Raw genomic sequence first — 22,509 nt, forward strand, 5'->3', positions numbered from 1 at the left:
TTTCAGGGAGAGGTCATTGTCAATTGTCCATTCTTGAAAAATACTATGTTTCACCTGATTTTGCTGATCAAACAAGATGTTTGTGCTTAAAATCAATAGTCCTTTTAAGCTAGTAAAGCTAATGACTACAAAGCAAATGTACTGTAAATTAGCTATACTATATCCCGGACTATTTCTACTCACACAGTGCTTAATTTATTCTTTTCCTCTTTCATAATTCACTATCAGGATGATTTAGGGTATTGGGGACTGGGGACTGGGGACTGGGGACTGGGTAATGGGTAATGGGTAATATTATTCCCAATCACTAATCACCAATCACCATTCCCTGATATCAGTAGAATTTTCATATACTTAGCTGTTTAAAATTAACCAACTGTGACCGCTATTAATCTTTTAGTCCAAGAGAAAACTGAACGTCTGGATCGTTATCTGTCATCTGCAATACCTGATTTATCTCGTTCCCGTGTACAACAGTTAATTGAACAGGGTCATGTTCAAGTCAATGATCAAGTTTGTACATCTAAAAAAATAAATCTCAAACTTGGCGATCGCATTTGTTTAGAAATTCCCGCAGTTCAACCGTTGGAACTGGTAGCAGAAGATATCCCTTTAGATATTCTCTACGAAGATGAGCAATTACTCATTCTCAATAAACCCGCAGGTTTGGTAGTTCATCCAGCACCTGGTCACGCAGATGGTACATTAGTAAATGCTTTGTTGGCACATTGTCCTAATTTACCGGGAATTGGTGGTGTGCAACGTCCTGGTATTGTTCACAGATTAGATAAAGATACAACTGGAGCGATCGCTATTGCTAAAACTGATATCGCCTATCAACACCTACAAGCACAACTACAAGCCAAAACAGCACGCCGAGAATATTTAGGGGTGGTTTACGGTGCGCCAAAAACCGAAAGCGGGACTGTAGATTTACCCATTGGTCGTCATCCCCAAGACCGCAAAAAAATGGCCATAGTCCCCATAGAAGAGGGGGGTAGGTCAGCCATAACCCATTGGCAAGTGAAAGAAAGGCTGGGGAACTACACCTTGATCCATTTCCAGTTAGAAACAGGGCGTACTCATCAAATTCGCGTCCACAGTGCCAAAATCGGTCATCCTGTAGTCGGCGACCCTGTTTATGGTTCTGGTCGTTCTATAGGGGTAAATTTGCCCGGTCAAGCATTACACGCTTGGCGACTCAAGTTACAGCATCCCATTTCTGGAGATTGGATTGAAGTAACCGCACCTCTGCCCCAAACCTTTACAAAGCTATTAGAAGTCCTCCGTCGTAGGTGATTGGTGATTGGTGATTAGTGATTGGGAATAATATTACCCAGTCCCCAGTCCCCAGTCCCCATTACCCAGTCCCCAGTCCCCACCTCCCTGAAATCCCCCCTGGGAGGTTAATTTAACAGGTTCTCAACAATATTTAGAAATGTAAATTTTACATTCTTTAATATAAACTACTGGGTCTAGATATGATCCCAAAATACCTGTAGTTGAGTATTGGTATATGGTTTCAGAATCATTAAATTAATATAAAATGTATAAAATTTCTTCTTATCTACAAACTTAATGAAGTTTTGTAACGAAAATTAGTAACTTTTCGGGTATACACCCCTTATATGTAAAGGACTTGAGGCTTTTCTTATTACCTGATCTTATTTATTCATAAATTGTAACAAATAAAGTCTCTATAGCAGTGTATAAACTAATCTGGAGGGGTTCAAAAACAGAGCAAAGTTAAACGAGGCAACCAATCCAATCTAGTTGGCTGGTTTCTCATAAAATTACCTCTGATTCTCATATTTCTGCCTTCAGGAAGATAGACGAGAAAATGAGAAAAGAAGTAGACAACAACTTAGCTTTGATTAACTCATTGTTTTTGAGCATCCATTCCTGATTGATAAAACAGCACCTGTTTCAATCAACACAACTCTCAACTAAGTAATTAGGAGATTAGAGTCCATGACATTAGATGTATTTTCCAAGGTTGTTACTCAAGCTGACGCTAGAGGCGAATTCTTAAGCACCGAACAACTAGATGCTTTGACAGCAGTTGTAGCTGCTGGTAGCAAGCGTTTGGACGTTGTTAACCGCATCACCAGCAACGCTAAAGATATCGTTACCAACGCTGCTCGTGCTTTATTTGAAGAACAGCCCCAATTGATCGCTCCTGGCGGTAACGCTTACACCAACCGTCGCATGGCTGCTTGTCTGCGCGACATGGAAATCATCTTACGCTATGTTACCTACGCTGCATTGGCTGGTGACGCTAGTGTTCTCGATGACCGTTGCTTAAATGGCTTACGTGAAACTTACCAAGCTTTGGGTACTCCTGGTGCTTCCGTAGCTGTTGGTGTTCAAAAAATGAAAGAAGCTGCTATCAATATCGTTAACGATCCCAACGGTATCACCAAAGGTGATTGCAGTTCTTTAGTTTCTGAATTGGCAAGCTACTTCGATCGTGCTGCTGCTGCTGTTGTTTAATCAACGTTGTTTAATCAACAAGTACAAACAAGTACAAGTAGTCTACAGCTAAAAATCTAGCTATTCCAACAAGATACGAAACCAATCAAGGAGAAATTAGACCATGAAAACCCCAATTACCGAAGCTATCGCATCTGCTGATACCCAAGGACGTTTCCTGAGCAACACAGAATTACAAGCTGTTAACGGTCGTTTTGTACGTGCTGCTGCCAGCATGGAAGCTGCTCGTGGTTTGACAGCTAACGCTCAAAAGCTGATTGATGGTGCTACTAACGCCGTATACAGCAAATTTCCCTACACCACCTCTACACCAGGCGCTCAATTTGCTGCTGATGCTCGTGGTAAGTCTAAGTGCGCTCGTGACGTTGGTCACTACCTCCGCATCATCACCTACAGCTTGGTTGCTGGTGGCACAGGTCCTTTGGATGAGTTCCTAATTGCTGGTTTGGCTGAAATCAACAGCGCATTTGATTTGTCTCCTAGCTGGTATGTTGAAGCTTTGAAATATATCAAAGGCAACCACGGTTTGAGCGGACAAGCTGCTAACGAAGCTAACACCTACATTGACTACGCTATCAACGCTCTCAGCTAGATAGCTTCTTGCCCGGAGAAGGGTACAAGTGCTGGATGAAGTTTATCCCTTTGGGGTTAAATCAGTTTTCGTGGGGAATCTCTTTTCACTCGACTAGACTGAATCACCTAGCAGTTGGATCTCGCTCCGGGCATAGTTTTATGTATGTTAGGTGACAGGTGACAGGTGACAAGTGACAGGTGACAGCGATAATAGTTTTCTGATCACTAAAGTTTGTATCACCAGTTAATTAATGTCCTGATTACCTTATCTGTGGCTATAGCTAACAAATAACCAACTTGATGCAACCAGCAATTGGTTAGAAAGAGCAGTATTGCTAATCAAAATTGCTAATCAAAGGGGAAAAACAATGGCAATTACAGCAGCAGCGTCTAGGCTGGGAACTGAGCCTTTTAGTGATTCACGTCGAGTTGAACTACGCCCCAAAGCCAGCCGCGAAGAAGTGGAAATGGTGATCAAAGCCGTTTATCGCCAAGTTTTAGGAAACGACTATATTCTGGCTTCAGATCGCTTGAAGAGTGCAGAGTCACTTTTGCGTGATGGCAATTTGAGCGTGCGTGAGTTTGTGCGGAGTATAGCTAAGTCAGAACTCTACAAATCCAAATTCTTCTATAACAGTTTCCAAACTCGGTTGATTGAACTCAACTATAAACATTTGTTGGGTCGCGCTCCTCTGAATGAGTCTGAGGTGACATACCACTTAGACTTATATATTAACGAGGGTTACGATGCAGAAATCGACTCTTATATAGATTCGATGGAGTATCAAAACAACTTTGGCGACAATGTTGTTCCATATTATCGCGGGTTTGATTTTCAACCAGGACAAACATCTGCTGGTTTTACCCGGATGTTCCGTTTGTACCGTGGATATGCCAATAGTGATACTGCTCAGGTAGAAGGTAGCAAATCACGTTTGGCGAGGGAATTAGCAAGTAACAAAGCTTCCTCCGTTGTCGGTCCATCCGGTAGCAATAATAATTGGGCATTCCGTCCCACTGCGGATAACGCTCCCAAACAAAACTTAGGTAATGCTGTAGGGCAATCGGATCGCGTTTACCGAATTGAAGTAGCGGGCATACGCAATCCAGGATTCCCCAGCGTGCGCCGCAGCAGCACAACTTTCATTGTACCTTATGAGCGCCTTTTAGACAAAATGCAGCAAATTCACCGATCCGGTGGCAAAATTGTCAGCGTTATATCCACATAAGGTAGAGTGCTGTTTGTTGGTATACCCCATCAAGAGGAGATTTAGAAGTAATGTTCGGTCAAACTACACTTGGTGCTAGTAGCGTTTCTTCATCTGCAAGCCGTGTATTTCGTTATGAAGTTGTGGGCTTAAAGCAAAACCAAGAAACCGACAAAAATAATTTCAGCATTCGTCGTAGCGGTAGCGTATTTATGACCGTACCCTACAGCCGGATGACTGAAGAAATGCAGCGGATCAGCCGCTTAGGTGGCAGAATTGTCAAAATTGAACCTTTGACTGTAGCAGAATCATAAAGCCCTGGTCATGATAGAACCCAGTACGTCAGAATATTCTGCCGAAAATGGGGCGCAGTTGACACCAGAGCAAGCGATCGCCAACCTGCAATCATCAGATTTAAGTCTCCGCTATTATGCCGCTTGGTGGTTGGGTAAATTTCGAGTCAGTCAGCCAGAAGCCGTAGACGCACTGATGACAGCGTTAGAGGATGAAGCTGACAAAACAGAACTAGGAGGTTATCCACTCCGAAGAAATGCAGCCAGAGCATTAGGAAAATTGGGCAGTCCTAAAGCTATACCGGGCTTGATTCAGTGTTTGGAATGCTCAGATTTTTATGTGCGGGAAGCAGCAGCCCAATCTTTAGCAATGCTGAACGCTAAAGCAGCATTACCAGCACTGATCAAAATGCTAGATGGGGGTGTTGCCAAGGCCGTGCAAGTACCAGGCCGCCCCCATCTTACCCAACCATATCAGGCAGTGTTAGAAGCCTTGGGAGCTATTGGTGCAACTGAGGCTATTTCCCTAATTCAGCCTTTTTTAGAGCATCCAGTCACAAGGGTGCAATGCTCCGCAGCTAGGGCTATGTATCAACTCACCCAAGATTCTCAGTATGGGGAATTTTTGGTGACAATGATGCAAAACAGTGATCTGAAATTGCGGCGCTCTATTTTGGGGGATTTGGGAGCGATTGGGTATATGGCTGCTGCTGATGCGATCGCCCAAGCTCAGGCAGAAAATAGTTTTAAACTCATGGCGCTTAAAGGATTGTTAGAACATCAACTTGCGGATGGATTAGATTGCGTTTCTGATCAGGCAGTCCGAGTCATGCACCTGATGGATTCACTTTTATAAGTTGGTGATTGGTGATTGGTGATTGGTGATTGGTGATTGGGAAGAATAAACTTTTGCCTCTTGCCTCTTGCCTTCTTACTGTCACCTTCCAACTACTGACCACTGAGACATGAATGAACTAATTAATGCTGTCAACCAAGCGGAAACATCAGCGCAAATGGTGACAGCAGTGAAGAACCTAGCAGCAGCTAAAGATCCAGAGGCCATTTCTACCTTAATCGCTGTTTTTGGTTACAATAACCCAGCAGCAGCGGTGGTGGCAGTAGCAGGACTCACAGAATTGGGAGAAATAGCAGTACCCCAATTGCTAGAACAAATTGATGATTATAACTATGGCGCACGGGCTTATTCGATTCGCACCTTAGCAGCGATCGCTGATCCCCGTGCTTTAGATGTGTTAATCACCGCTGCTGCTACAGACTTCGCGCCTAGTGTGCGCCGTGCTGCTGCTAAAGGATTAGGAAATTTAAACTGGTCTCAATTAGGCATTGCTGAACGTCAGACAGCTATCAATCGCGCTTTAGAAACACTGCTGTTAATTTGTCAAGATACAGACTGGTCAATTCGTTATGCTGCCATTGTTGGTTTACAGTCTTTGGCAAAAATAGCGGAGGTTCGAGAAATCATCTTAACTCGATTCCAAGAAATGCTGGCTCATGATAGTGAAAAAGCTGTTTGCGCTCGCATTCAATTGGCTTCTAGAACACCGATTCATTAATCGTCAGGGCGAAGCATTTGGGTGATAACCTATCGCTGAAACCAGTTCATATTTTGTCCGAATGCTTCGCCCCTACAAGGTAAAAACAGATTACCTAGCATTACTGAATCGACACTCTAGCCAATTAGCTTCTACCAGTTTGGGATTTTAAATTTCAGCATCACCATAAAACAAGGTAAAAGTCAAGATGTCAATACCACTTTTAGAATATTCTCCTTCTTCACAAAATCAGCGTGTCGAAGGTTACGAAGTTCCCAACGAAGACACCCCAACCGTTTATAAACTGAACTACGCCACATCAGATCAAGATGTTGATGCAATTATTTGGGCAGGATATCGGCAGATTTTTAGCGAACATCTGATTTTAAGCAGTTATCGTCAAAAATTTTTAGAATCTCAACTGCGAAACCGGGCTATTACTGTTCGTGATTTTATCCGGGGTTTGGGTAAATCAGATGTTTTCCGCAGCCAAGTAGCAGAGGTTAACTCTAACTATCGCTTAGTTGATATTATCCTCAAGCGGTTTGTGGGACGGGCAGCTTACAACAAAGATGAAGAAATTGCTTGGTCTATTGTTATTGCTACCAAAGGCGTACATGGCTTTATTGATGCGTTGTTAGACTCTGACGAGTACCTCAACAACTTTGGTGATGATATCGTACCTTATCAACGTCGTCGCTTTGGTTCACGTCCTTTTAACTTAGTTAACCCCCGTTACAATGCCAATTGGCGCGATACCCAAAGTATGCGTTCTTTTGGTTATCGTTCCTTCTACAGCATCCGCACTTCGGGAACTCTCACCACTGAAGATATCCGCAAAGCTATTCCAGCTAACTTCTTGGCAATGGCTGGAAACATCATTACTCCCGAACGCAACTACCAAAGAACAATTGCTGCTGTGACTTCTCAAGTGAAAACTTTGGAAATTCCCGACACTTCACGGGATGTCACCACAGAGGAAGTAACCATTAAACCAGTAGCAGTTTCTCTACCTTACAGCTATATCCCGGCGATCGCGAAAAATTAGGGCATAGGTGACTGGTGACTGGTGGACAGGAAAAAGTTTACCAATTACCCATTACCAATTACCCATTACCCATTACCAATTACCCATTACCACTTACAAACAACATAAAATATGGCAATACCTTTACTAGAATATAAACCCAGTTCACAAAACCAACGGGTTGCTGGTTACGAAGTACCCAACGAAGATACTCCCAGAGTTTACCGCATTGAAGATTATGCTTTTGGTGGTGAAGTTGAAGAATTGATTTGGGCTGCTTATCGCCAACTTTTTAGCGAACACGTCATCCTCAAATTCTACCGCCAAAGTAATTTAGAATCTCAGGTAAAAAATAAAGCTATTACTGTCCGTGATTTCATCCGGGGTTTAGCTAAATCTGACGCTTTCCAGGATTTGGTAATTAAAACCAATTCTAATTATCGCTTAGTAGAAATTGGACTCAAGCGGTTGTTAGGTCGTGCGCCTTATAACAAAGATGAAGAAATCGCTTGGTCTATCAAAATTGCTACCGATGGCTGGGATGGTTTTGTGGATGCTTTGATAGATTCTCAAGAGTATCAAAGCTGCTTTGGGGAAAATATTGTTCCTTACCAACGCCGACGCTATAAAGATAGACCCTTTAATTTAGTCACACCCCGCTATGCTGACTATTGGCGGGATAAGCTAGAAGCTGAACGCTACAAACCCGGTAGTATCAGTGACTTCATGAAAATGGCTGCTGCTGTTAATATCAGGATTGTTACTTACACACCAGTTAGCACAGCTAACATTGCAATTCCCGATACTACTAGGGAAACAGTACCCACAGGTGTTCCTGTGTCTATCAGTCCTAGTGCTAGTTTCCCAGTTCGTTAAATCTCTTAATTAGGTATGTAACCTAATGCGGGAAAATAGTTAAAGTGCGAATTGGGAATTTGAGTGATCAAACCTAATTCTGTTTTGAAACAAACCCAATTCTGTTTTTAAACGAAACGAATTTATCAACAAGAGGAAAGACGCAGCATGGCACTGCCATTACTTCAATACAAACCATCTACCCAAAACCACCGCGTTAGCAGTTTCGGTGTTGCTGATAAAAACGAAGATACTCCTTATATCTACCGTTTAGAAGATGTTAGTTCTTACACTGACATTCAAAGCATCATTTGGGCTTCCTATCGCCAAGTTTTCAGCGAACATGAAATTTTGAAGTTTAACCGCCAAATTACTTTAGAATCTCAACTGAAAAATGGTTCTTTGTCTGTTAAAGACTTCATTCGTGGTTTAGCTAAATCCGAAGCTTTCTATCGTTTAGTTGTTTCTGTTAACAACAACTACCGTTTAGTAGATATCACCCTCAAGCGGATTTTGGGTCGTTCTGCTTACAACAAAGAAGAAGAAATTGCTTGGTCAATTGTTATTGGTACTAAGGGTTTTGATGGCTTTGTTGATGCTTTGGTAGACAGCGAAGAATATAACCAAAACTTTGGTGATAACACCGTACCTTACCAACGTAAACGCATGGAAGGTCGTCCCTATAACTTGGTTACTCCTCGTTACGGTGTGGACTTCCAAGAAACAGCAGGTACAGTCAGAACCGACTGGCGCTTTGTGTTGGAAAACTTCTACACTGCAAAGGCGAAAACAAAACGTCTCAGAGAAGGCGATCCTGGCAAGTTTGCAGATATGGCCGCTTCTCTGTCTGGTAAGGGTAACTATGCTCAAAGAATCTCTTCTTTTGACATTGATTACTTGAATGAAGTTCCTTATCGTGGTAGACGCTAAAATCGGTAATTCTCTAATTACCTATTGATTACCTAAACTTTCTACTGGGTCTGGTTTTTACTTTGATATGATAACGAGTTGGCGGTTTCTATGTTAGCTAGTTATGGTGTTAGGTGAAAACTGGACCCTTGGTTTTAGGGGCAGAAGGTAGGAGGTTGGAAAAACAAAGATAATGCTTGCTGAAAATGAAAAAAATAAAAAAATAGCTCTGTTAAGGGCGAAGCATTCAGGCGATAAATTAAGCTGTTGTGCATTTAATTTGTATAAGTGGAACAGGCATCTTGCCTGTTAAACAAGAGTTCAGAACATTAGGGTTATACAATTTAGCTGTGTAACAGCTTATCAATTTTGATCACAGGTTATTTTCCGAATGCTTCGCCCCTACGACTCCTGACTGCTGACATAAATCACACTTAAATCCTATTATCTTTTATCCACCAGTAAAAAAGTAAGTCGATTGCAATATGAACCAGCGAATAACGCAGGAACAGTTAAATCAAATTATTGCTGAAGTTCAAGGTTTACAATTACGTCAAGAAGCTGAATTTGACCAACAGCAAATTCAGCAAATTTTACAAGAGTTAAATTTACCTCCAGAGTTGTTAGATGAAGCTTTGATTCAGTTGCGTCGTCGTCAAGCTTTGGAGGTTCAACAACGTCGTAATAAGTTGATAGCTTTTGGGGTGGTTGGGGCAATTATGATTACTGTTGGAAGTTTAGTATTTTTTAATCAACAACAAGCTTCCTTATTAGCTAATGTTTCTGCTCAACAAGATAGAATTACTTTGGCTGATGAAGTTGATATAAAAACTGTTTCTCGTCAAGCTAATGGTGAAGTTTTTTATCGTGTAACTTTGAAAGATGCACCGATAGGTAAAAGGTTATCTCTTAGTTGTAATTGGATTGATCCTAGTGGAAAAATTGTGAAACAAAATGCTTATGATACTAAAGATATAACTACTTCTATTTGGAATACTCATTGTAAGTATACGATTAATTCTACTGCACCTGTGGGTAATTGGCAGGTGGAAATGTTGCTGGATGGGAGAAAAATTAGTGAAGAAATTTTTGTTGTGCAATAGTTATGTTATCCTATCATTTTATCGGTTATTGGGGTGAGAAGAATGAAGAAAAACTCACGCAGAGACGCACAGACGCAGAGAGAGGAGGGGAGGGAGAAAGGTTTGTTTGGAATGTGGTTTATGTGGGTTGTGAGTCTGTACCGGAGATAGAAGGAAATACTATTGCTGCTGTTTCTGCTTCGGGGTTTTCTGATGCTGATGTTTGGGTGAGGGTGGAAGATGATAGTTTGATTTTGGGTAGGGAGGTTTTTGGTAAAGTTCCTTTATTTTGGAGTTGTCAAAATAATACTGTTTGGTTTGCTTCTCGGTTAGATTTGCTTTTGGAAATAATGGATAAACCGGAAGTTTGTATTTCTGGTTTATATGGTTATTCTTGTTTTTCTTATGTTCCTACTCCTGTAACTTCTGTTAGTGGGGTGTTTTCTGTCGGTGCGGGAACTGAGGTGATTTTTAATATTGATAATGTTGGTAATTATCAGGTAATAAATAATTACAATTATCAATGGTATGAATCTCAGGAACAAATTACAGATGAAAATACCGCAGTTTCTCAATTACAAAGTTTATTAAAAAATGCGGTAGAAAGGCAAGTTGCTGATGTAAAAGATGAACCTGTGGGGGTTTTTCTTTCTGGGGGTTTGGATTCTTCTATTGTTGCTGCTTTGTTGGTACAATTGGGGGTGAAGGTTCGCGCTTATAGTTTAGATTTTGGTGAATTTGGAGTTTCTGAGTATTGTTATGGGAAACAGGTGGCAGAGTTTTTGAATATTCCTATTATTAAGGTTGATGCAAGTCCGAAAAATATTAAAAATGCAATTGTTCCTACTGTTAAAGCTTTAGATTTACCTTTTGGTGATGGTGTGACTGTTCCTTTATATCTTTTAAATAAAGTTGCTTCTCAAGAAACTAAAGTGATTTTTAATGGTGAGGGTGGTGATCAATTATTTGCCGGTTGGACTAATAAACCTTTAATTGCTGCGGGTATTTATCAAGGTGAACATCCCCATAAAAATGAAGATTTTATTTCACAATATTTGCGAACTTTTCACCGTCTCTGGGGTTATGAATCTAGGGTGTATCAACCGGATATTTATGCTCAGATTCAAGGTTTAAATGCTCAGGAATGGCTGTTGGATGGGTTAGATAGTCGTTTTTGTCCTTCGTTGTTACATCGTCTGCGTCGTGCTAGTTTGATGTTAAAGGGAGCGCAAAATATTCATCCCCGTGCAACTGCGTTAAGTTTTGTGCATGGTTTAAATGTGCGATCGCCTTTTTGTGATTTAAATTTAGCAAAATGGACTTTTCAACTATCTGGTGAACTCTGTTTACAAGGTGCTTGTGAAAAGTATATTCTCAAACGCGCTGTAGAAAATTTGCTACCATCGGAAATAGTCTGGAGACAAAAGCGGGGTATGGGTGTTCCCCTAACCTCTTGGTGTGTAAATAATTTTTGGCATGATCTTGGTAATTGGTTAAATCCGGGTATACTAGAAGCGGAAAATATTTTTTACCCTGATATAGCAACAAAAATTATTACCGGAGAACTGGGAGGACATATTCAAGGACGACGCATAGGTGAGATACTTTGGTTACTTATTATGTGGGAACTTTGGTATTTTCACGTTTTTGGTGTAAAACTAGGATCAAAGTCTTGGAAGCATCCGTTTTTATTACCTCGTGGTTTATGGAAATATTACAAGAAACTGCAAAATTATTAACTCCATTTTCTCAAGAACTTGCTGAGGAATTATTAAATATTTACGGTTCTCCTTTATATGTTTATGATGGTGATATTTTAAATCAAACTATTTCCCATATTACTAACTCTTTCCATTATCCTCAAACTCGGTTTTATTTTGCCAGTGTCACTAATGGAAATATTGCGTTATTGAAGATATTTAAAAATGCTGGTTGGGGACTTCATGCTAATACACCAGGTGATATTTATTTGGGTTTAAATGCTGGTTTTGTACCTTCAGAAATTGTCTATAGTGGTAGTAATTTAAGTCAGGAGGAGATGGAACAGGTTTTAAATTGGGGTGTAAATACTTTAAATTTGGATAGTATTTCTCAGTTGCGTTTGTTGTGTGAGGTTTTATTATCTCACGCAAAGACGCAAAGACGCAAAGAGAAGGAAGATTTAAAGATTGGATTAAGGTTGAATGTTTCTGAAGATAGTCGCATTGGTGTTAGTATAGCAGATTTTGATCAGGCAGTTTCTATTGCTAGAGATGCTGGTTTAAAAATTACAGGATTGCATTTTTATCGAGGTACGGGAACTAATGCGACTTCTGCTTTTACTAATGTTATTGATGAGGTAATATCCATAGCAGAAAATTTACCAGATTGGCAATATTTAGATTTTGGTGGTGGTTTTGGTTATCCTTATCATCATGATAGAATTGCTTTTAATTGGGAATTTTTTGGAGATGAGTTAAGTCAAAGAATTGGCAATTTAGGGAAAAATATTAATTTGATTATTGAACCAGGACGCGCTGCTATAGCTGGTTCTGGAACTTTGTTAGGTCAAGTTGTATCTGTAAAATGGCAAGGTAATAAACAAATTTTAGGTGTAGATTCTACAGTAGCTAATCTTTCTGTTCCTGCTGTTCATGGAGGTTATCGAGAAATTGTAAGTTGGAAAAATCAAACTTATGAAAAGTATATCACAAATTATATCACGGATGTTTGTGGAAATACGACTTATTCACGGGATTATTTAGCTAAAAACTGCCAACTTCCCGCTTTAGAAATTGGTGATATAATCGCTATTTTAGATGTGGGTGCTTATGGTTATGCTATGTCTTCTCATTTTTTACATCGTCCCAAACCTGCGGAGGTGTTATTAGAAAATGGTACTCATCGGTTAATTAGAAAACGAGAAGATTACAGTGTTTTACTGAATAATCAAATAGTTTAAATATCCTACCAATTACCCATTACCAATTATCCATTACCAAAAAACTTATGAAATGTATTAACTGCGGAACTGATAACAATTTAAAAGATAGAACAGCAAACAACGGAAGATGTAAACAATGTCATCATCCTTTTGTTTTTGAACCCACAACAATGGGGACTTTGAAAATTACAGATCCCATGTTTGGTAAAATATTGGCAGATATTTCTGCTAATGATACTTTATATTTTACACCTAAGCAGCTTTTATATTTTTTAGATAATCGCATCCGAAACAAAGCATTTCAAACCCGTAGTTTTGTGTTTTTATATTTCTTTTTCAATATTTGGGTTACTCTCTTTGTCGGAGGAATAACAAGTGCTTTTTTACCTAATTCTTTTCTGGTTGCTAATTTAGTTTATCAAGCAGCGACTATTTTCTACTTATTTAATAACACCAAATCAAGTAAATTAACTACTGCAAGTCGCAAAGCAAGTGCTAAAACTTTACGCATTGTGGGAATATTAATTCTAGTATTGGGAATATTGGTAAGTTTAACCGTAAACTCGTTTCCTATTTTTTGTATGTTGGTCATTTTAGGAATGTTGTCAATATTTTTAGGAACTAGACAGTTAGGAAGAGTGGGAAATTTACCACAGGAATTTTTAGTTACTCAATCTTATGTAGATGGGTGGTTAGAAAATTGGCAAGCTATTAATGGTAGAATTAATAAGGTTTTACATGAACCACAAAATCAAATTTCACCTGCATCTATTAACCCCGATGTTACTGCTTATAGTTTTGATAGATTGGTTGTTTGTGATAGTGCTAACATTGCACAATTATTAATTGCTAATAATTTTCATTTTGAAAATAATTGTGCAATTCTTAGTGTTAATGGTTATCCCCAAAGCATTTTCGATACAACAATGGAAATGCTACGACGTAACCCCAATTTACAAGTTTTTGCATTCCATGATTGTAGTCCTAAAGGTGTGAGTTTGGTCTATCATCTCCGCACCAGTGAAAATTGGTTTTTAAATAGTGAGGTGACTATTATTGATGTGGGTTTATTACCGCGTCAAATTCTTGCTAATAAGCGAGGTATGTTTATTCAAAATGCAGAGTATTTAGCTAAAAAATCCAAAGAATTACCGTTAGAAATTCGTCAGAATTTAACTGCGGAAGAGTTAACTTGGTTGGATGCAGGTAATTTTGTAGAATTAGAATCTTTTTCACCACAGATGTTGATTAAAGTTCTGCGAAGTGGTATTTCTGGAAGTTTGAATTTAGCAAGTGATGATAGTAGTTTTATGGTAGTTACTGATTCAGGTAATGATATTTATATGGTGGAAAGTTTTGGTTAATTTTTTACTTGTTTATTTACCTGCAACCAAATTTCCAAACTTACCAATAACCATAGTTTAACACCATAACGCCCCCAAATATCACCTTTAAAATCTAACCAGTTTCGCAAAATATCCTGATTAATATAAGCGGAAATCTCACTATTTCTATTTAACAACAATTTCCGCGCTTGTTTTTGCCAATATTTCCTAAATCCTAATTGTACAGGAACCATCATTCCACTTTTAGGACGCTGAATAATTGTATCTGGTAAAATATCACTGACTGCTTTTTTCAAAACTGCTTTTTCTTCCACTCCTGAAAGTTTATATTCTGGGGGAATTTGCATACTCAAGTCAACTACTCGCTGATCAAATAATGGTGATAAACCTTGTAAATTTGCTGCTTGGGTTAAGTTATTTACCTTGGTGAGAATATGATCTGCTCCTTTAAATTTAATATTCAATTTCATTAATCTATTTAAATAATTAATATCGGCATTTAAATCATGGTAAAATACAGAAGATTCGTTTTTTACACTTTGCCAAATTTCCGGTTTTAATAGTTGTGGTAAGTCTAAAGCACATTTTTGGAAAGATATTAAATAAGCTGTTAAAGCATCTTGATTATTAATTGTACCATATAAACTATTAATCAACATTGGTTGATTTTTTGGACCTCCAAAACAAGGATCTCCTCCTTCTCCATTTAATGTAATCTCTACATTTTCTCTCGCTAGTTTACCTATTAATAAATTTGGTACTGTTAAAGGATCACCGATAGGATCATCTAAATATAACATTGTTTCTGGTAAACGTTCCCACATTTCCCGAAGGGTAATTTCTAAAATGTGATGTTGTGTTTGACAATGTTGTGCAACTAAGCTAGAAAATTCTAATTCATTGGGTGTTTCTGTACCAAAATGAATGGAATAAGTATGCACTGGTGCGTTATGTAATTTTGCTGCTAATGCGGTAATACTGCTAGAGTCTAAACCACCAGAAAGAAATACTCCTAAAGGTTGATTTTCTGGTAAATATTCTTTGATAACTTGTTTTAATAAAGCATTTAATTTCTCGCTATACCATTCTAAAGGTTGATTAACATCTATTACTTTTTCTTGGAGTTGCCAATAATGATAAACTTGATTTGAAGGCATTTCTATAAGTGTGCCAGGACGCATTTCTTTAACATTTTGCCAAAGTGTTCTTTCTCCTGGAACAAATGCACAATAAAGATAATCTCTTAATGCTATTAAATCTAAGTCATTGTTTCTATGAGGTGCAAGGGTGGTTAATTTGGGAGCAATCCAGCAAGTTGAACCTTTAGTTGTATAATATAAAGTTCGACTACCTATGGCATCTCTGACTAAATATAATTCTTGCTTTTCTCGATCCCAAACTACTAAGTTAAACATCCCTAATAATAGGGTTAAACATTGAAAATTATACTTTTCCCAAAGTTGTACAATTATTTGTTGATTACTGATTTTTTGGGGAGAATCAATATTTATTCTTTGGAGGAGTTCTAAACGATTACTTAACCATATATCACCAACTAATACAAATCTTTCGTTAAGACTAATGGCAAAATTTTCGGAAGCGAAAATAACAGCAAATTGTTGATCTTGCCAGGTAACATCTGCTTTTAAAGCATCTACATTATTATCTAATTTTCCATAAGCTACATACCAAGTAGGTATTACTTCCAAATTAGAATTTATTGATTGAGGATTTTGAAAAAGATTAAAAAACATATTAAATTAACTATGAAGGCACTTAGACACAAAGCAGTTTATACAGTTTCTTTACGAGGCTGCGCTAAATTTTCTGACCTCTTTCTTTGTGTTCTTTGCGTCCTTTGCGGTTCGTTATATAATTTAGCGCATCTTCATACAGAATTGGTATTACCAAAGAGTAAGCTGTTGTGCATTTAATTTGTATAAGTGGAACAGGCATCTTGCCTGTTAAACAAGAGTTCAGAATATTAGGATTATACAATTTAGCTGTGTAACAGCTTATTAAAAATAACAGGAATGATTAACACAATTTTAGTACCCCAAGGAGCAGAAAACCAAGCCGTTTGTCGTGGTTTAAGTCGTGTTAAAGGTTTGCAACCACAGGTGATAGCAATACCCCTGGGAATGAAATCACTGTACCAGTTTTTGGAAAAAAATTGTCAACATTTAAATCAACTCAATCAACGCGTGCTGCTAATGGGTTTATGTGGCAGTTTAAATGAGCATTACAAGGTTGGTGATATAGTTCTCTATCGAGATTGTATGTATCAAAGAAATCTGCAAAAGTGCGATCGCACCTTGATCACAGAGATATATAACCAACTTGGGGATAAAGTAGCTTTTGTTCAGGGATTAACGAGCGATCGCGTCATATCCCTAGCAGCAGAAAAACAAAATTTACATCTACAATCTGGCGCTGATGTTGTTGATATGGAAGGATTCACATTCTTAGAATTTTTCCAGCCACTGGGGATATCAACCGCAATATTACGAGTCGTTAGTGATGATACTCTCTATGATATACCTGACCTGACAACAGCCATTAGTGCCGATGGTTCACTTCAACCTCTACCCCTGGCCTTAACATTCATCCGTAAACCCCTAGCTGCTACCCGCTTGATTCGTAGTTCCTTACAAGCACTCAAAATATTAGAAACCGTAGCTTACTGTTTAGCCAGTTCCTCAACTCGGATATAGATCCCCGATTTCTTTGCGAAGTCGGGAATCTGAGGATCACTTCAATAATGGACAATTAACAATGAAAAATTGACAATTACCTCTCCGTTGAAAGGAGAGGCTTGAAAAAGCGAAATTTTTGGCTTTTTACCCTGTAAACGGAAGTTTTAAACCTTGAATGAAAAAATTGCCAATTGTCAATTATCAATTATCAATTGATAACTCAAAGCTTAAATCGCTGCTGCTTCCCATTGAGAATCAAAGAAAATCTCGAAAGAACCATCAGGTATGAGTTGACGCAAGTGCTGAATATAACCATCTGCATCTGAACGACTACGGAATCTGGCAATAATTATACGCTCTTGATTCGCAACCACACGAGCTATAGCCCAACTATTCAGCCGATTTCTATAAGAAATTGCTGGATTTTTTGATTTGGTATCTTTGTCATCTGTGTTTTGTGGCATGATTATATTATCCGTATGAATTTGATTGATTGGCGTTAGTGTGTCTCTTAGGGGTAATAACACTAGCGCCTTTAATTGACGATGCCACTTTGTTATTACATAATTCTTGGATTGTCAATACTTAGTGCAACAATTTGTTTTTACTAGGCAATAAAACCTAGAAAATATTATTTCCAGAATTTTCACGATACACAAATAAAGTTAATATTAACAGTGCTGAATGCTTGGTAAATAAAACAACATTTTTCGTTAAAAATTTACCTCTTACTTAGACAAAATTACATATCAATTTGTAAATCATTGTAGCATGAATCTACAATTTGTGAGAATATATATTGCGTATTGCCCCCTACTAATCTGGGAAATCATCTGATACATTAAACAGGAATGTTGTATGAAATTCACTGCATCAATTTTAAAAAAAGTTGCTACAGAAATGGGCGCTACTGTTGTAATAGAACCTGAATATGAACTAATTGGACATATTACGTTTAAAAATGGGAAAATAACCGTTTTTGATAACACGAGATTCAATATTAATGGTTTTGGTTCGGCAAATTTAGCACAAGATAAAGCCTTTTCTAATTATTTTTTGGGTAAACTTGGTTATCAAGTTACGGAAGGAAAAACATTTTTTAATGATAAAATGTGTGCAAAAGTCGCCAACCCCAGAAATATCCATGATGGTTGGAACTATGCCCAAGAATTAGGATTCCCTGTAATTGTTAAACCTTTAAATCTCAGTTTAGGAATTTTAGTTACTAAAGTATATAATAAACAGGAATATTATCAAGTAGCAGAAAAAATACTTGCTACTCAGTCTGTCTTAATTGTAGAAAGATTTTATCAAGGTAATGACTTTAGGATTTTAGTTTTAGATAATGAAGTTATAGCGGCTTATCAAAGAATACCTTTATCTGTCACTGGTGATGGTAAATCTACTATTTTAGAATTACTACAAAATAAACGTGAACAGTTAATCAAAACAGGGGAAAAAATATTAATTGATGTCGAAGATTTCCGCATTATCAAGAAATTAAACAAACAAAATCTGAGCTTTGATAGTGTACTTGCTGAAGATACTTTAATTTATCTTTTAGACAACGCAAATCTATCTACAGGTGGTGATGCAATAGACTTCACGGAAAATATTCATCCTGATTTTCAAAAATTGGCGATTAATATCACTAAAGATATGGGTTTGAGATTAGCAGGTGTAGATATTCTCACCGCTGATATTACTCAACCCATAGTAGATTATACTGTAGATTATACTCTGTTGGAAATTAATAGCGCCCCTGGTTTAGCTCATTATGCCTTACTGGGAGAGCAGCAAATACAGAAAGTAGAAGATTTATATCGGAAAATTTTGCAAGCATTAGAAAACGAATAAATGTGGTAAGGAGTTAGGAGTCAGGAGTCAGGAGTAGATTCAATCCAAAATCCAAAATCTAAAATCCAAAATCGAATGACTCACCAATTTTTACCTAACAGAGATTCAAATTCTGCTTGTAAAGCTGTAATTTCCCCAACTCTAGCCACCAGCAAATTATCTTTACCAGCATCTTGTAATCTAGCTTTCCAATATTGAATAGTCTCTGCATTATTCAACCAAAATTCAATCACTGTATCTACCACTTGATCTAAATTCCAACTACCAGCAGTTGGAACTGATTCTACAGATTCTAGAAACGCATCTAATGTACAAGTTTGAGTTCCCAAATATTCAACTTTTTGGTGTAGAGGTTTTTCTAAACTTTGTTGTTGGTGATTGAAAAAGTATAAAATTGGAGATACTCCTACAATGTCAAAAGTATAGTTCATGCCCATCCTCCAAATCTGTTGAGTTGTTAGTCTATTGACTGGAATCTGTAACCTATTTAATTTTTTATGAGTGATTTCAGCATCAAATGTGATTGCTATATAGTCAAATATAACGACAAAAAACAGAAATTACAAGTTCAATCTACTGATTTTAAAATTTTTTAAAATTTTTTAAAAAATTAGCACTTGTGAACTGAGAGTGCTAATTTTGAGTGCCATTATTATTTAATATATATTTGATATATTATAAAAATAGTTTCCAGGCTTATTTGGGGAGTTAAGATCATTTTTAATAGTTTCTTAGTTATTGGCTTAACTAATGGTAGAGGTGAATTAGCAGCCTTGTCTGCTGCCTGTTTATGGGCGATCGCTTCCGTGGTATATGGAGTATTAGGGCAACGCATTCCGCCCTTACAGCTAAATTTAATCAAAGGCATAATAGCGATCGCCCTGTTGCTAATTACAATCGTCATCAGCGGTGATTTTCTACCCACCCTTGCACCCTTAAACTTATTATTTCTACTCCTCAGTGGTGCAGCGGGTATAGGTTTAGGAGATACAGCTTTTTTAGCAGCTATTAACAGACTAGGCGCACGTCGAGTTTTGCTGTTGGGAACTTTAGCCCCTCCCATGAGTGCGATCGCTGCTACAATTTTTCTCCAAGAAAGTCTGAACATCAATGCTTGGTGTGGTATTTTACTCACTATTTTGGGTGTTGCTTGGGTTGTTACCGAAAGAGTCAGTAATAATGGTGAAGGTGCAACCACACAACTATGGCCAGGAATAGGGTTAGGTTTGTTAGCAGCAGTAGCTAACGCCATCGGTGCTGTTTTTTCCCGTGCAGCATTTACAGGTACGAATATTTCCCCTTTGTGGGCAGCATTATTCAGATTAATTGCCGGAGTATTAATAATTTTAATTTGGGCATTTTTGCCCAATCAGAGAAATAACGTCTTTGTATATCCTTATTGGCAGTCAAAACGAGTTATATTAGCCAGTTTTTTAGCTGCTTTTTTAGGCACTTATTTAGGAATTTGGTTACAACAAACAGCCATTAAATTAACTAACGTGGGTATTGCCTCAACCCTCATGCAAACCAGCCCTATACTTGTAATTCCCATTGCTATCTTTATGGGTGAAAAAGTCAGTTTGAGAGCTATTATAGGGGTAATAATTGCAATTTTCGGAATTAGTTTATTAGCTTCCATCACTTCACCCATCTCAGTTAGAAACATTCTCTAGAACACCGATTTATTAATCGTAAGGGCGTATAGCATTCGGATAGAATATGAACTGCTTTCAGCGATAGGTTATCACCCGAATGCTTCGCCCCTACAAGGTAAAAACAGTAAAAACAGATTACCTAGCATTACTGAATCGACGTTCTAGCTTAGACCGGAACTTAAGTTCCGGGCGGGTTTGGAAGCTAAACAAAAAAGCTATTTGTGGTCTGAGTTGACACCAATGAGCATTGCTAAACCCCTACACAGGAGTCACAATGTTTGATCAAGCTGACCATTAACTCCTGACTGCTGATAGCCGAATAGTAGTAACTACGGACAGAATAAAGTATCTCTTGTATCCCTACCCGTGACAGGATTAGTACCTTTAGCCAACTTGCATAATTTTTTTTGCTCATCTGAACGCAGCAACACATCAGTAAAATCTGCTCCGTCAATTATAGCACCATCAAATTTGGCACTAGCCGCAAATGCACCTTCTAAAACAGCATTAGTCAAATTGGCTTTAATCAAACGTGCAGAATCCAAGGTAGCATTAGTTAAATCAGCCCCCGTTAAATTTGCTGATTCTAGATTTGCAGCAAAAAAGCTCACACCACGCAAGTTAGCACCACTAAAATTACTCTGACGAAGGTTAGCCTTAGTAAAGCTAGAGTCTGTTAAATCACGTCCAGAAAAATCTGCTTCTATCAAAATTTCTTTGTTGTATTCTAGTGCTAAAGCTGGTGATGCTAAACCTATTAATGCCGTTATGGGAATGAGCGCCCAAAGCAGTAAACTGAGGATAAGTGACAAAAAACGATACTTAATATTCATGGTATTTTTTGTATTGGGTTTATTAATTCATGTCTAAACCTCCTCCATCTAATTATGCTGATATTGGTAACATAGGAGAAGACCTAGTAGCACAGTGGTTAAAATCTACAGGTTGGGAAATTCTGCACCGTCGCTTTTCTTGTCGCTGGGGAGAAATTGATATTATTGCCCAGTACCATGATACAAAAGAAACAGCAAACAAGCAAACTACCAATCATCAAAACTCAATACTGGCATTTGTAGAGGTAAAAACCCGCAGTGCTGGTAGTTGGGATGCTGGAGGTAGAAACGCTATCACCCCAAAAAAACAAGCAAAACTCTGTCACACAGCAGGAATATTTTTAGATCAGTATCCTGAAAAAGCTGATTATTCTTGTCGTTTTGATGTCGCTATTGTCTTTTGTCAACCCTTGTCCCAAAATCTTCAGGGGGCAAGATTTACCCCAGAAACCCTAGCTAATTTATCAATACCAGGATATGACTTTAAGCTGCTCGAATACATTCCAGCAGCTTTTGATCTATCAACCATAAATTGATAATTAGTAATTGGTAATTGGTAATTGGTAATTGGTAAACTTCCTTCTGTCACCTGTCACCTGTCACCTGTCACCTGTCACCTATTTTCAAGCCAAAGTTTCTGGACAATAGCCCAAACCTTGGACAAACTGTTGTCTGAATGCTTCGATTTCTTCTTTTTCTGGACTACCATGAGATACAATAGCTACTTGGTAGCGACGCATTACGTCCACGGGATACTGTCCCGCCTCCAAGCTCCAAAGTGCCATTTGTATCCTCATAGGTGGCTCATAACTAATTCCTAATTCATTGAAGAAAGCCCGAAAATCACCATCTTCTTGGGCTGAGATCGGTTCTCTAAGTTTAATCCTCACTACCCAACCATCAATTTGATGAATTACGGTGATAAAAGAAACAGGAGTTTGGGGTCTGTTGTGCAGGTGTTGAACTACCCTGAGCGTTAGACTAGCATTTGCCAGGTAATATAAATATTCCATGATGGTGTTTGGGATCAAATCTAATCCTACATCTATATCTTCCTGGTTCAAGGATAGTTCCTGCTAGGGTAAAAGTCCCCGTTTTTATATGGGGAGATTTACCCAATTTTGATGATTGGTGATTGGTGATTGGGGACTGGTGACTGGTGACTGGTGACTGGTGACTGGTGACTGGGGACTGGTGACTGGGGAC

Annotated in this window: 24 protein-coding genes; 19 read left to right on the forward strand and 5 right to left on the reverse strand. The window is 38.3% G+C overall.

All coding sequences use genetic code 11. From position 1 onward, the window contains the following. Positions 1–378 precede the first annotated feature (378 nt). From PN497_RS17110 to PN497_RS17180, 15 genes are all read left to right on the forward strand, one after another. Entirely contained in the window at positions 379–1,299 is a 921-nt protein-coding gene (locus PN497_RS17110) for an RluA family pseudouridine synthase (protein WP_096565047.1), read from the forward strand. A 672-nt stretch (positions 1,300–1,971) separates the two neighbouring features. Further along, positions 1,972–2,493 carry a phycocyanin subunit beta gene (locus tag PN497_RS17115; RefSeq protein WP_096565049.1) on the forward strand — a complete coding sequence of 174 codons (522 nt, stop codon included), beginning with the start codon at positions 1,972–1,974 and terminating at the stop codon, positions 2,491–2,493. Positions 2,494–2,596: 103 nt separating this feature from the next. Then, positions 2,597–3,085, forward strand: a complete 489-nt coding sequence (gene cpcA / locus PN497_RS17120; RefSeq protein ID WP_096565051.1) for a phycocyanin subunit alpha — start codon at positions 2,597–2,599, stop codon at positions 3,083–3,085. 349 nt (positions 3,086–3,434) lie between these two features. Further along, positions 3,435–4,295 carry a phycobilisome linker polypeptide gene (locus PN497_RS17125; RefSeq protein ID WP_096565053.1) on the forward strand — a complete coding sequence of 287 codons (861 nt, stop codon included), beginning with the start codon at positions 3,435–3,437 and terminating at the stop codon, positions 4,293–4,295. Positions 4,296–4,345: 50 nt separating this feature from the next. Next, on the forward strand, positions 4,346–4,588 hold the full coding sequence (locus tag PN497_RS17130) for a phycobilisome linker polypeptide (RefSeq protein WP_096565055.1): 243 nt from the start codon (positions 4,346–4,348) through the stop codon (positions 4,586–4,588). 10 nt (positions 4,589–4,598) lie between these two features. Further along, positions 4,599–5,423 carry a HEAT repeat domain-containing protein gene (locus PN497_RS17135; RefSeq protein ID WP_096565057.1) on the forward strand — a complete coding sequence of 275 codons (825 nt, stop codon included), beginning with the start codon at positions 4,599–4,601 and terminating at the stop codon, positions 5,421–5,423. Positions 5,424–5,532: 109 nt separating this feature from the next. Beyond that, the gene (locus PN497_RS17140) at positions 5,533–6,141 is read left to right on the forward strand and encodes a HEAT repeat domain-containing protein (protein WP_096565059.1); all 609 of its coding nucleotides are present in this window, start codon (positions 5,533–5,535) and stop codon (positions 6,139–6,141) included. Between the two features lie 187 nt (positions 6,142–6,328). Next, complete coding sequence (locus tag PN497_RS17145; protein WP_096565061.1) at positions 6,329–7,168, forward strand: phycobilisome rod-core linker polypeptide; 840 nt, start codon at positions 6,329–6,331, stop codon at positions 7,166–7,168. Positions 7,169–7,175: 7 nt separating this feature from the next. Then, complete coding sequence (locus PN497_RS17150; protein WP_272110720.1) at positions 7,176–7,298, forward strand: hypothetical protein; 123 nt, start codon at positions 7,176–7,178, stop codon at positions 7,296–7,298. Next, the gene (locus PN497_RS17155) at positions 7,280–8,023 is read left to right on the forward strand and encodes a phycobilisome rod-core linker polypeptide (RefSeq protein ID WP_096565063.1); all 744 of its coding nucleotides are present in this window, start codon (positions 7,280–7,282) and stop codon (positions 8,021–8,023) included. Before PN497_RS17150 ends, PN497_RS17155 begins: the two co-directional genes overlap by 19 nt. A gap of 147 nt (positions 8,024–8,170) precedes the next feature. Next, on the forward strand, positions 8,171–8,932 hold the full coding sequence (locus PN497_RS17160) for a phycobilisome rod-core linker polypeptide (RefSeq protein WP_096565065.1): 762 nt from the start codon (positions 8,171–8,173) through the stop codon (positions 8,930–8,932). A gap of 464 nt (positions 8,933–9,396) precedes the next feature. Then, positions 9,397–10,014 carry a DUF3859 domain-containing protein gene (locus PN497_RS17165; protein ID WP_096565067.1) on the forward strand — a complete coding sequence of 206 codons (618 nt, stop codon included), beginning with the start codon at positions 9,397–9,399 and terminating at the stop codon, positions 10,012–10,014. Positions 10,015–10,016: 2 nt separating this feature from the next. Next, complete coding sequence (locus tag PN497_RS17170) at positions 10,017–11,732, forward strand: asparagine synthetase B family protein (RefSeq protein WP_096565069.1); 1,716 nt, start codon at positions 10,017–10,019, stop codon at positions 11,730–11,732. Next, complete coding sequence (locus tag PN497_RS17175; RefSeq protein WP_096565071.1) at positions 11,699–12,934, forward strand: diaminopimelate decarboxylase family protein; 1,236 nt, start codon at positions 11,699–11,701, stop codon at positions 12,932–12,934. The genes PN497_RS17170 and PN497_RS17175 overlap by 34 nt, the downstream gene beginning before the upstream one ends. A 47-nt stretch (positions 12,935–12,981) precedes the next feature. After that, positions 12,982–14,280 carry a toprim domain-containing protein gene (locus tag PN497_RS17180; protein WP_096565073.1) on the forward strand — a complete coding sequence of 433 codons (1,299 nt, stop codon included), beginning with the start codon at positions 12,982–12,984 and terminating at the stop codon, positions 14,278–14,280. Here the strand turns inward: PN497_RS17180 and PN497_RS17185 are convergent. Beyond that, on the reverse strand, positions 14,277–16,016 hold the full coding sequence (locus PN497_RS17185) for an asparagine synthetase B family protein (RefSeq protein ID WP_096565074.1): 1,740 nt from the start codon (positions 16,014–16,016) through the stop codon (positions 14,277–14,279). The genes PN497_RS17180 and PN497_RS17185 overlap by 4 nt on opposite strands. A gap of 279 nt (positions 16,017–16,295) precedes the next feature. On the opposite strand from PN497_RS17185, the gene PN497_RS17190 reads away from it, so the two are divergent. Continuing rightward, positions 16,296–16,976 carry a 5'-methylthioadenosine/S-adenosylhomocysteine nucleosidase family protein gene (locus PN497_RS17190; RefSeq protein ID WP_096565076.1) on the forward strand — a complete coding sequence of 227 codons (681 nt, stop codon included), beginning with the start codon at positions 16,296–16,298 and terminating at the stop codon, positions 16,974–16,976. 209 nt (positions 16,977–17,185) lie between these two features. Here PN497_RS17190 and PN497_RS17195 read toward each other — a convergent pair whose 3' ends face one another. Continuing rightward, a complete protein-coding gene (locus tag PN497_RS17195; RefSeq protein WP_096565078.1) occupies positions 17,186–17,422 on the reverse strand; it encodes a hypothetical protein in 237 nt (78 codons plus the stop codon). Positions 17,423–17,816: 394 nt separating this feature from the next. Between PN497_RS17195 and PN497_RS17200 the strand changes: the two genes are divergently transcribed. Beyond that, on the forward strand, positions 17,817–18,815 hold the full coding sequence (locus tag PN497_RS17200) for a cyanophycin synthetase (protein ID WP_096565080.1): 999 nt from the start codon (positions 17,817–17,819) through the stop codon (positions 18,813–18,815). Between the two features lie 80 nt (positions 18,816–18,895). On the opposite strand, the gene PN497_RS17205 is transcribed toward PN497_RS17200, so the two are convergent. Then, entirely contained in the window at positions 18,896–19,246 is a 351-nt protein-coding gene (locus PN497_RS17205) for a hypothetical protein (RefSeq protein ID WP_096565082.1), read from the reverse strand. 306 nt (positions 19,247–19,552) lie between these two features. Here PN497_RS17205 and PN497_RS17210 point away from each other — a divergent pair, with 306 nt between their 5' ends. After that, the gene (locus PN497_RS17210; RefSeq protein ID WP_096565084.1) at positions 19,553–20,488 is read left to right on the forward strand and encodes a DMT family transporter; all 936 of its coding nucleotides are present in this window, start codon (positions 19,553–19,555) and stop codon (positions 20,486–20,488) included. Between the two features lie 311 nt (positions 20,489–20,799). Here the strand turns inward: PN497_RS17210 and PN497_RS17215 are convergent, their stop codons facing one another. Beyond that, the gene (locus PN497_RS17215) at positions 20,800–21,303 is read right to left on the reverse strand and encodes a pentapeptide repeat-containing protein (RefSeq protein WP_096565086.1); all 504 of its coding nucleotides are present in this window, start codon (positions 21,301–21,303) and stop codon (positions 20,800–20,802) included. A 29-nt stretch (positions 21,304–21,332) separates the two neighbouring features. On the opposite strand from PN497_RS17215, the gene PN497_RS17220 reads away from it, so the two are divergent. Beyond that, positions 21,333–21,839 (forward strand): YraN family protein, encoded by a 507-nt coding sequence (locus PN497_RS17220; protein WP_096565088.1) that lies wholly within the window; start codon positions 21,333–21,335, stop codon positions 21,837–21,839. A gap of 87 nt (positions 21,840–21,926) precedes the next feature. On the opposite strand, the gene PN497_RS17225 is transcribed toward PN497_RS17220, so the two are convergent. Next, positions 21,927–22,316 carry a hypothetical protein gene (locus PN497_RS17225; protein ID WP_096565090.1) on the reverse strand — a complete coding sequence of 130 codons (390 nt, stop codon included), beginning with the start codon at positions 22,314–22,316 and terminating at the stop codon, positions 21,927–21,929. Between the last annotated feature and the right edge of the window lie 193 nt (positions 22,317–22,509).

Origin of the sequence: Sphaerospermopsis kisseleviana CS-549, assembly GCF_028329225.1 — a bacterium.
Classification (GTDB): domain Bacteria; phylum Cyanobacteriota; class Cyanobacteriia; order Cyanobacteriales; family Nostocaceae; genus Sphaerospermopsis; species Sphaerospermopsis kisseleviana.

Excerpts from the sequence above, each read along its gene's own strand:
- PN497_RS17215 (WP_096565086.1), bottom strand. The coding sequence starts at position 21,303 with ATGAATATTAAGTATCGTTTTTTGTCACTTATCCTCAGTTTACTGCTT.
- PN497_RS17155 (WP_096565063.1), top strand. The coding sequence starts at position 7,280 with ATGGCAATACCTTTACTAGAATATAAACCCAGTTCACAAAACCAACGG.
- PN497_RS17130 (WP_096565055.1), top strand. The coding sequence starts at position 4,346 with ATGTTCGGTCAAACTACACTTGGTGCTAGTAGCGTTTCTTCATCTGCA.
- PN497_RS17180 (WP_096565073.1), top strand. The coding sequence starts at position 12,982 with ATGAAATGTATTAACTGCGGAACTGATAACAATTTAAAAGATAGAACA.
- PN497_RS17175 (WP_096565071.1), top strand. The coding sequence starts at position 11,699 with ATGGAAATATTACAAGAAACTGCAAAATTATTAACTCCATTTTCTCAA.
- PN497_RS17115 (WP_096565049.1), top strand. The coding sequence starts at position 1,972 with ATGACATTAGATGTATTTTCCAAGGTTGTTACTCAAGCTGACGCTAGA.
- PN497_RS17125 (WP_096565053.1), top strand. The coding sequence starts at position 3,435 with ATGGCAATTACAGCAGCAGCGTCTAGGCTGGGAACTGAGCCTTTTAGT.
- PN497_RS17205 (WP_096565082.1), bottom strand. The coding sequence starts at position 19,246 with ATGAACTATACTTTTGACATTGTAGGAGTATCTCCAATTTTATACTTT.
- PN497_RS17220 (WP_096565088.1), top strand. The coding sequence starts at position 21,333 with ATGTCTAAACCTCCTCCATCTAATTATGCTGATATTGGTAACATAGGA.
- PN497_RS17195 (WP_096565078.1), bottom strand. The coding sequence starts at position 17,422 with ATGCCACAAAACACAGATGACAAAGATACCAAATCAAAAAATCCAGCA.
- PN497_RS17170 (WP_096565069.1), top strand. The coding sequence starts at position 10,017 with ATGTTATCCTATCATTTTATCGGTTATTGGGGTGAGAAGAATGAAGAA.
- PN497_RS17165 (WP_096565067.1), top strand. The coding sequence starts at position 9,397 with ATGAACCAGCGAATAACGCAGGAACAGTTAAATCAAATTATTGCTGAA.
- PN497_RS17185 (WP_096565074.1), bottom strand. The coding sequence starts at position 16,016 with ATGTTTTTTAATCTTTTTCAAAATCCTCAATCAATAAATTCTAATTTG.
- PN497_RS17135 (WP_096565057.1), top strand. The coding sequence starts at position 4,599 with ATGATAGAACCCAGTACGTCAGAATATTCTGCCGAAAATGGGGCGCAG.
- PN497_RS17145 (WP_096565061.1), top strand. The coding sequence starts at position 6,329 with ATGTCAATACCACTTTTAGAATATTCTCCTTCTTCACAAAATCAGCGT.
- PN497_RS17225 (WP_096565090.1), bottom strand. The coding sequence starts at position 22,316 with ATGGAATATTTATATTACCTGGCAAATGCTAGTCTAACGCTCAGGGTA.
- PN497_RS17200 (WP_096565080.1), top strand. The coding sequence starts at position 17,817 with ATGAAATTCACTGCATCAATTTTAAAAAAAGTTGCTACAGAAATGGGC.
- PN497_RS17140 (WP_096565059.1), top strand. The coding sequence starts at position 5,533 with ATGAATGAACTAATTAATGCTGTCAACCAAGCGGAAACATCAGCGCAA.
- cpcA (WP_096565051.1), top strand. The coding sequence starts at position 2,597 with ATGAAAACCCCAATTACCGAAGCTATCGCATCTGCTGATACCCAAGGA.
- PN497_RS17190 (WP_096565076.1), top strand. The coding sequence starts at position 16,296 with ATGATTAACACAATTTTAGTACCCCAAGGAGCAGAAAACCAAGCCGTT.
- PN497_RS17160 (WP_096565065.1), top strand. The coding sequence starts at position 8,171 with ATGGCACTGCCATTACTTCAATACAAACCATCTACCCAAAACCACCGC.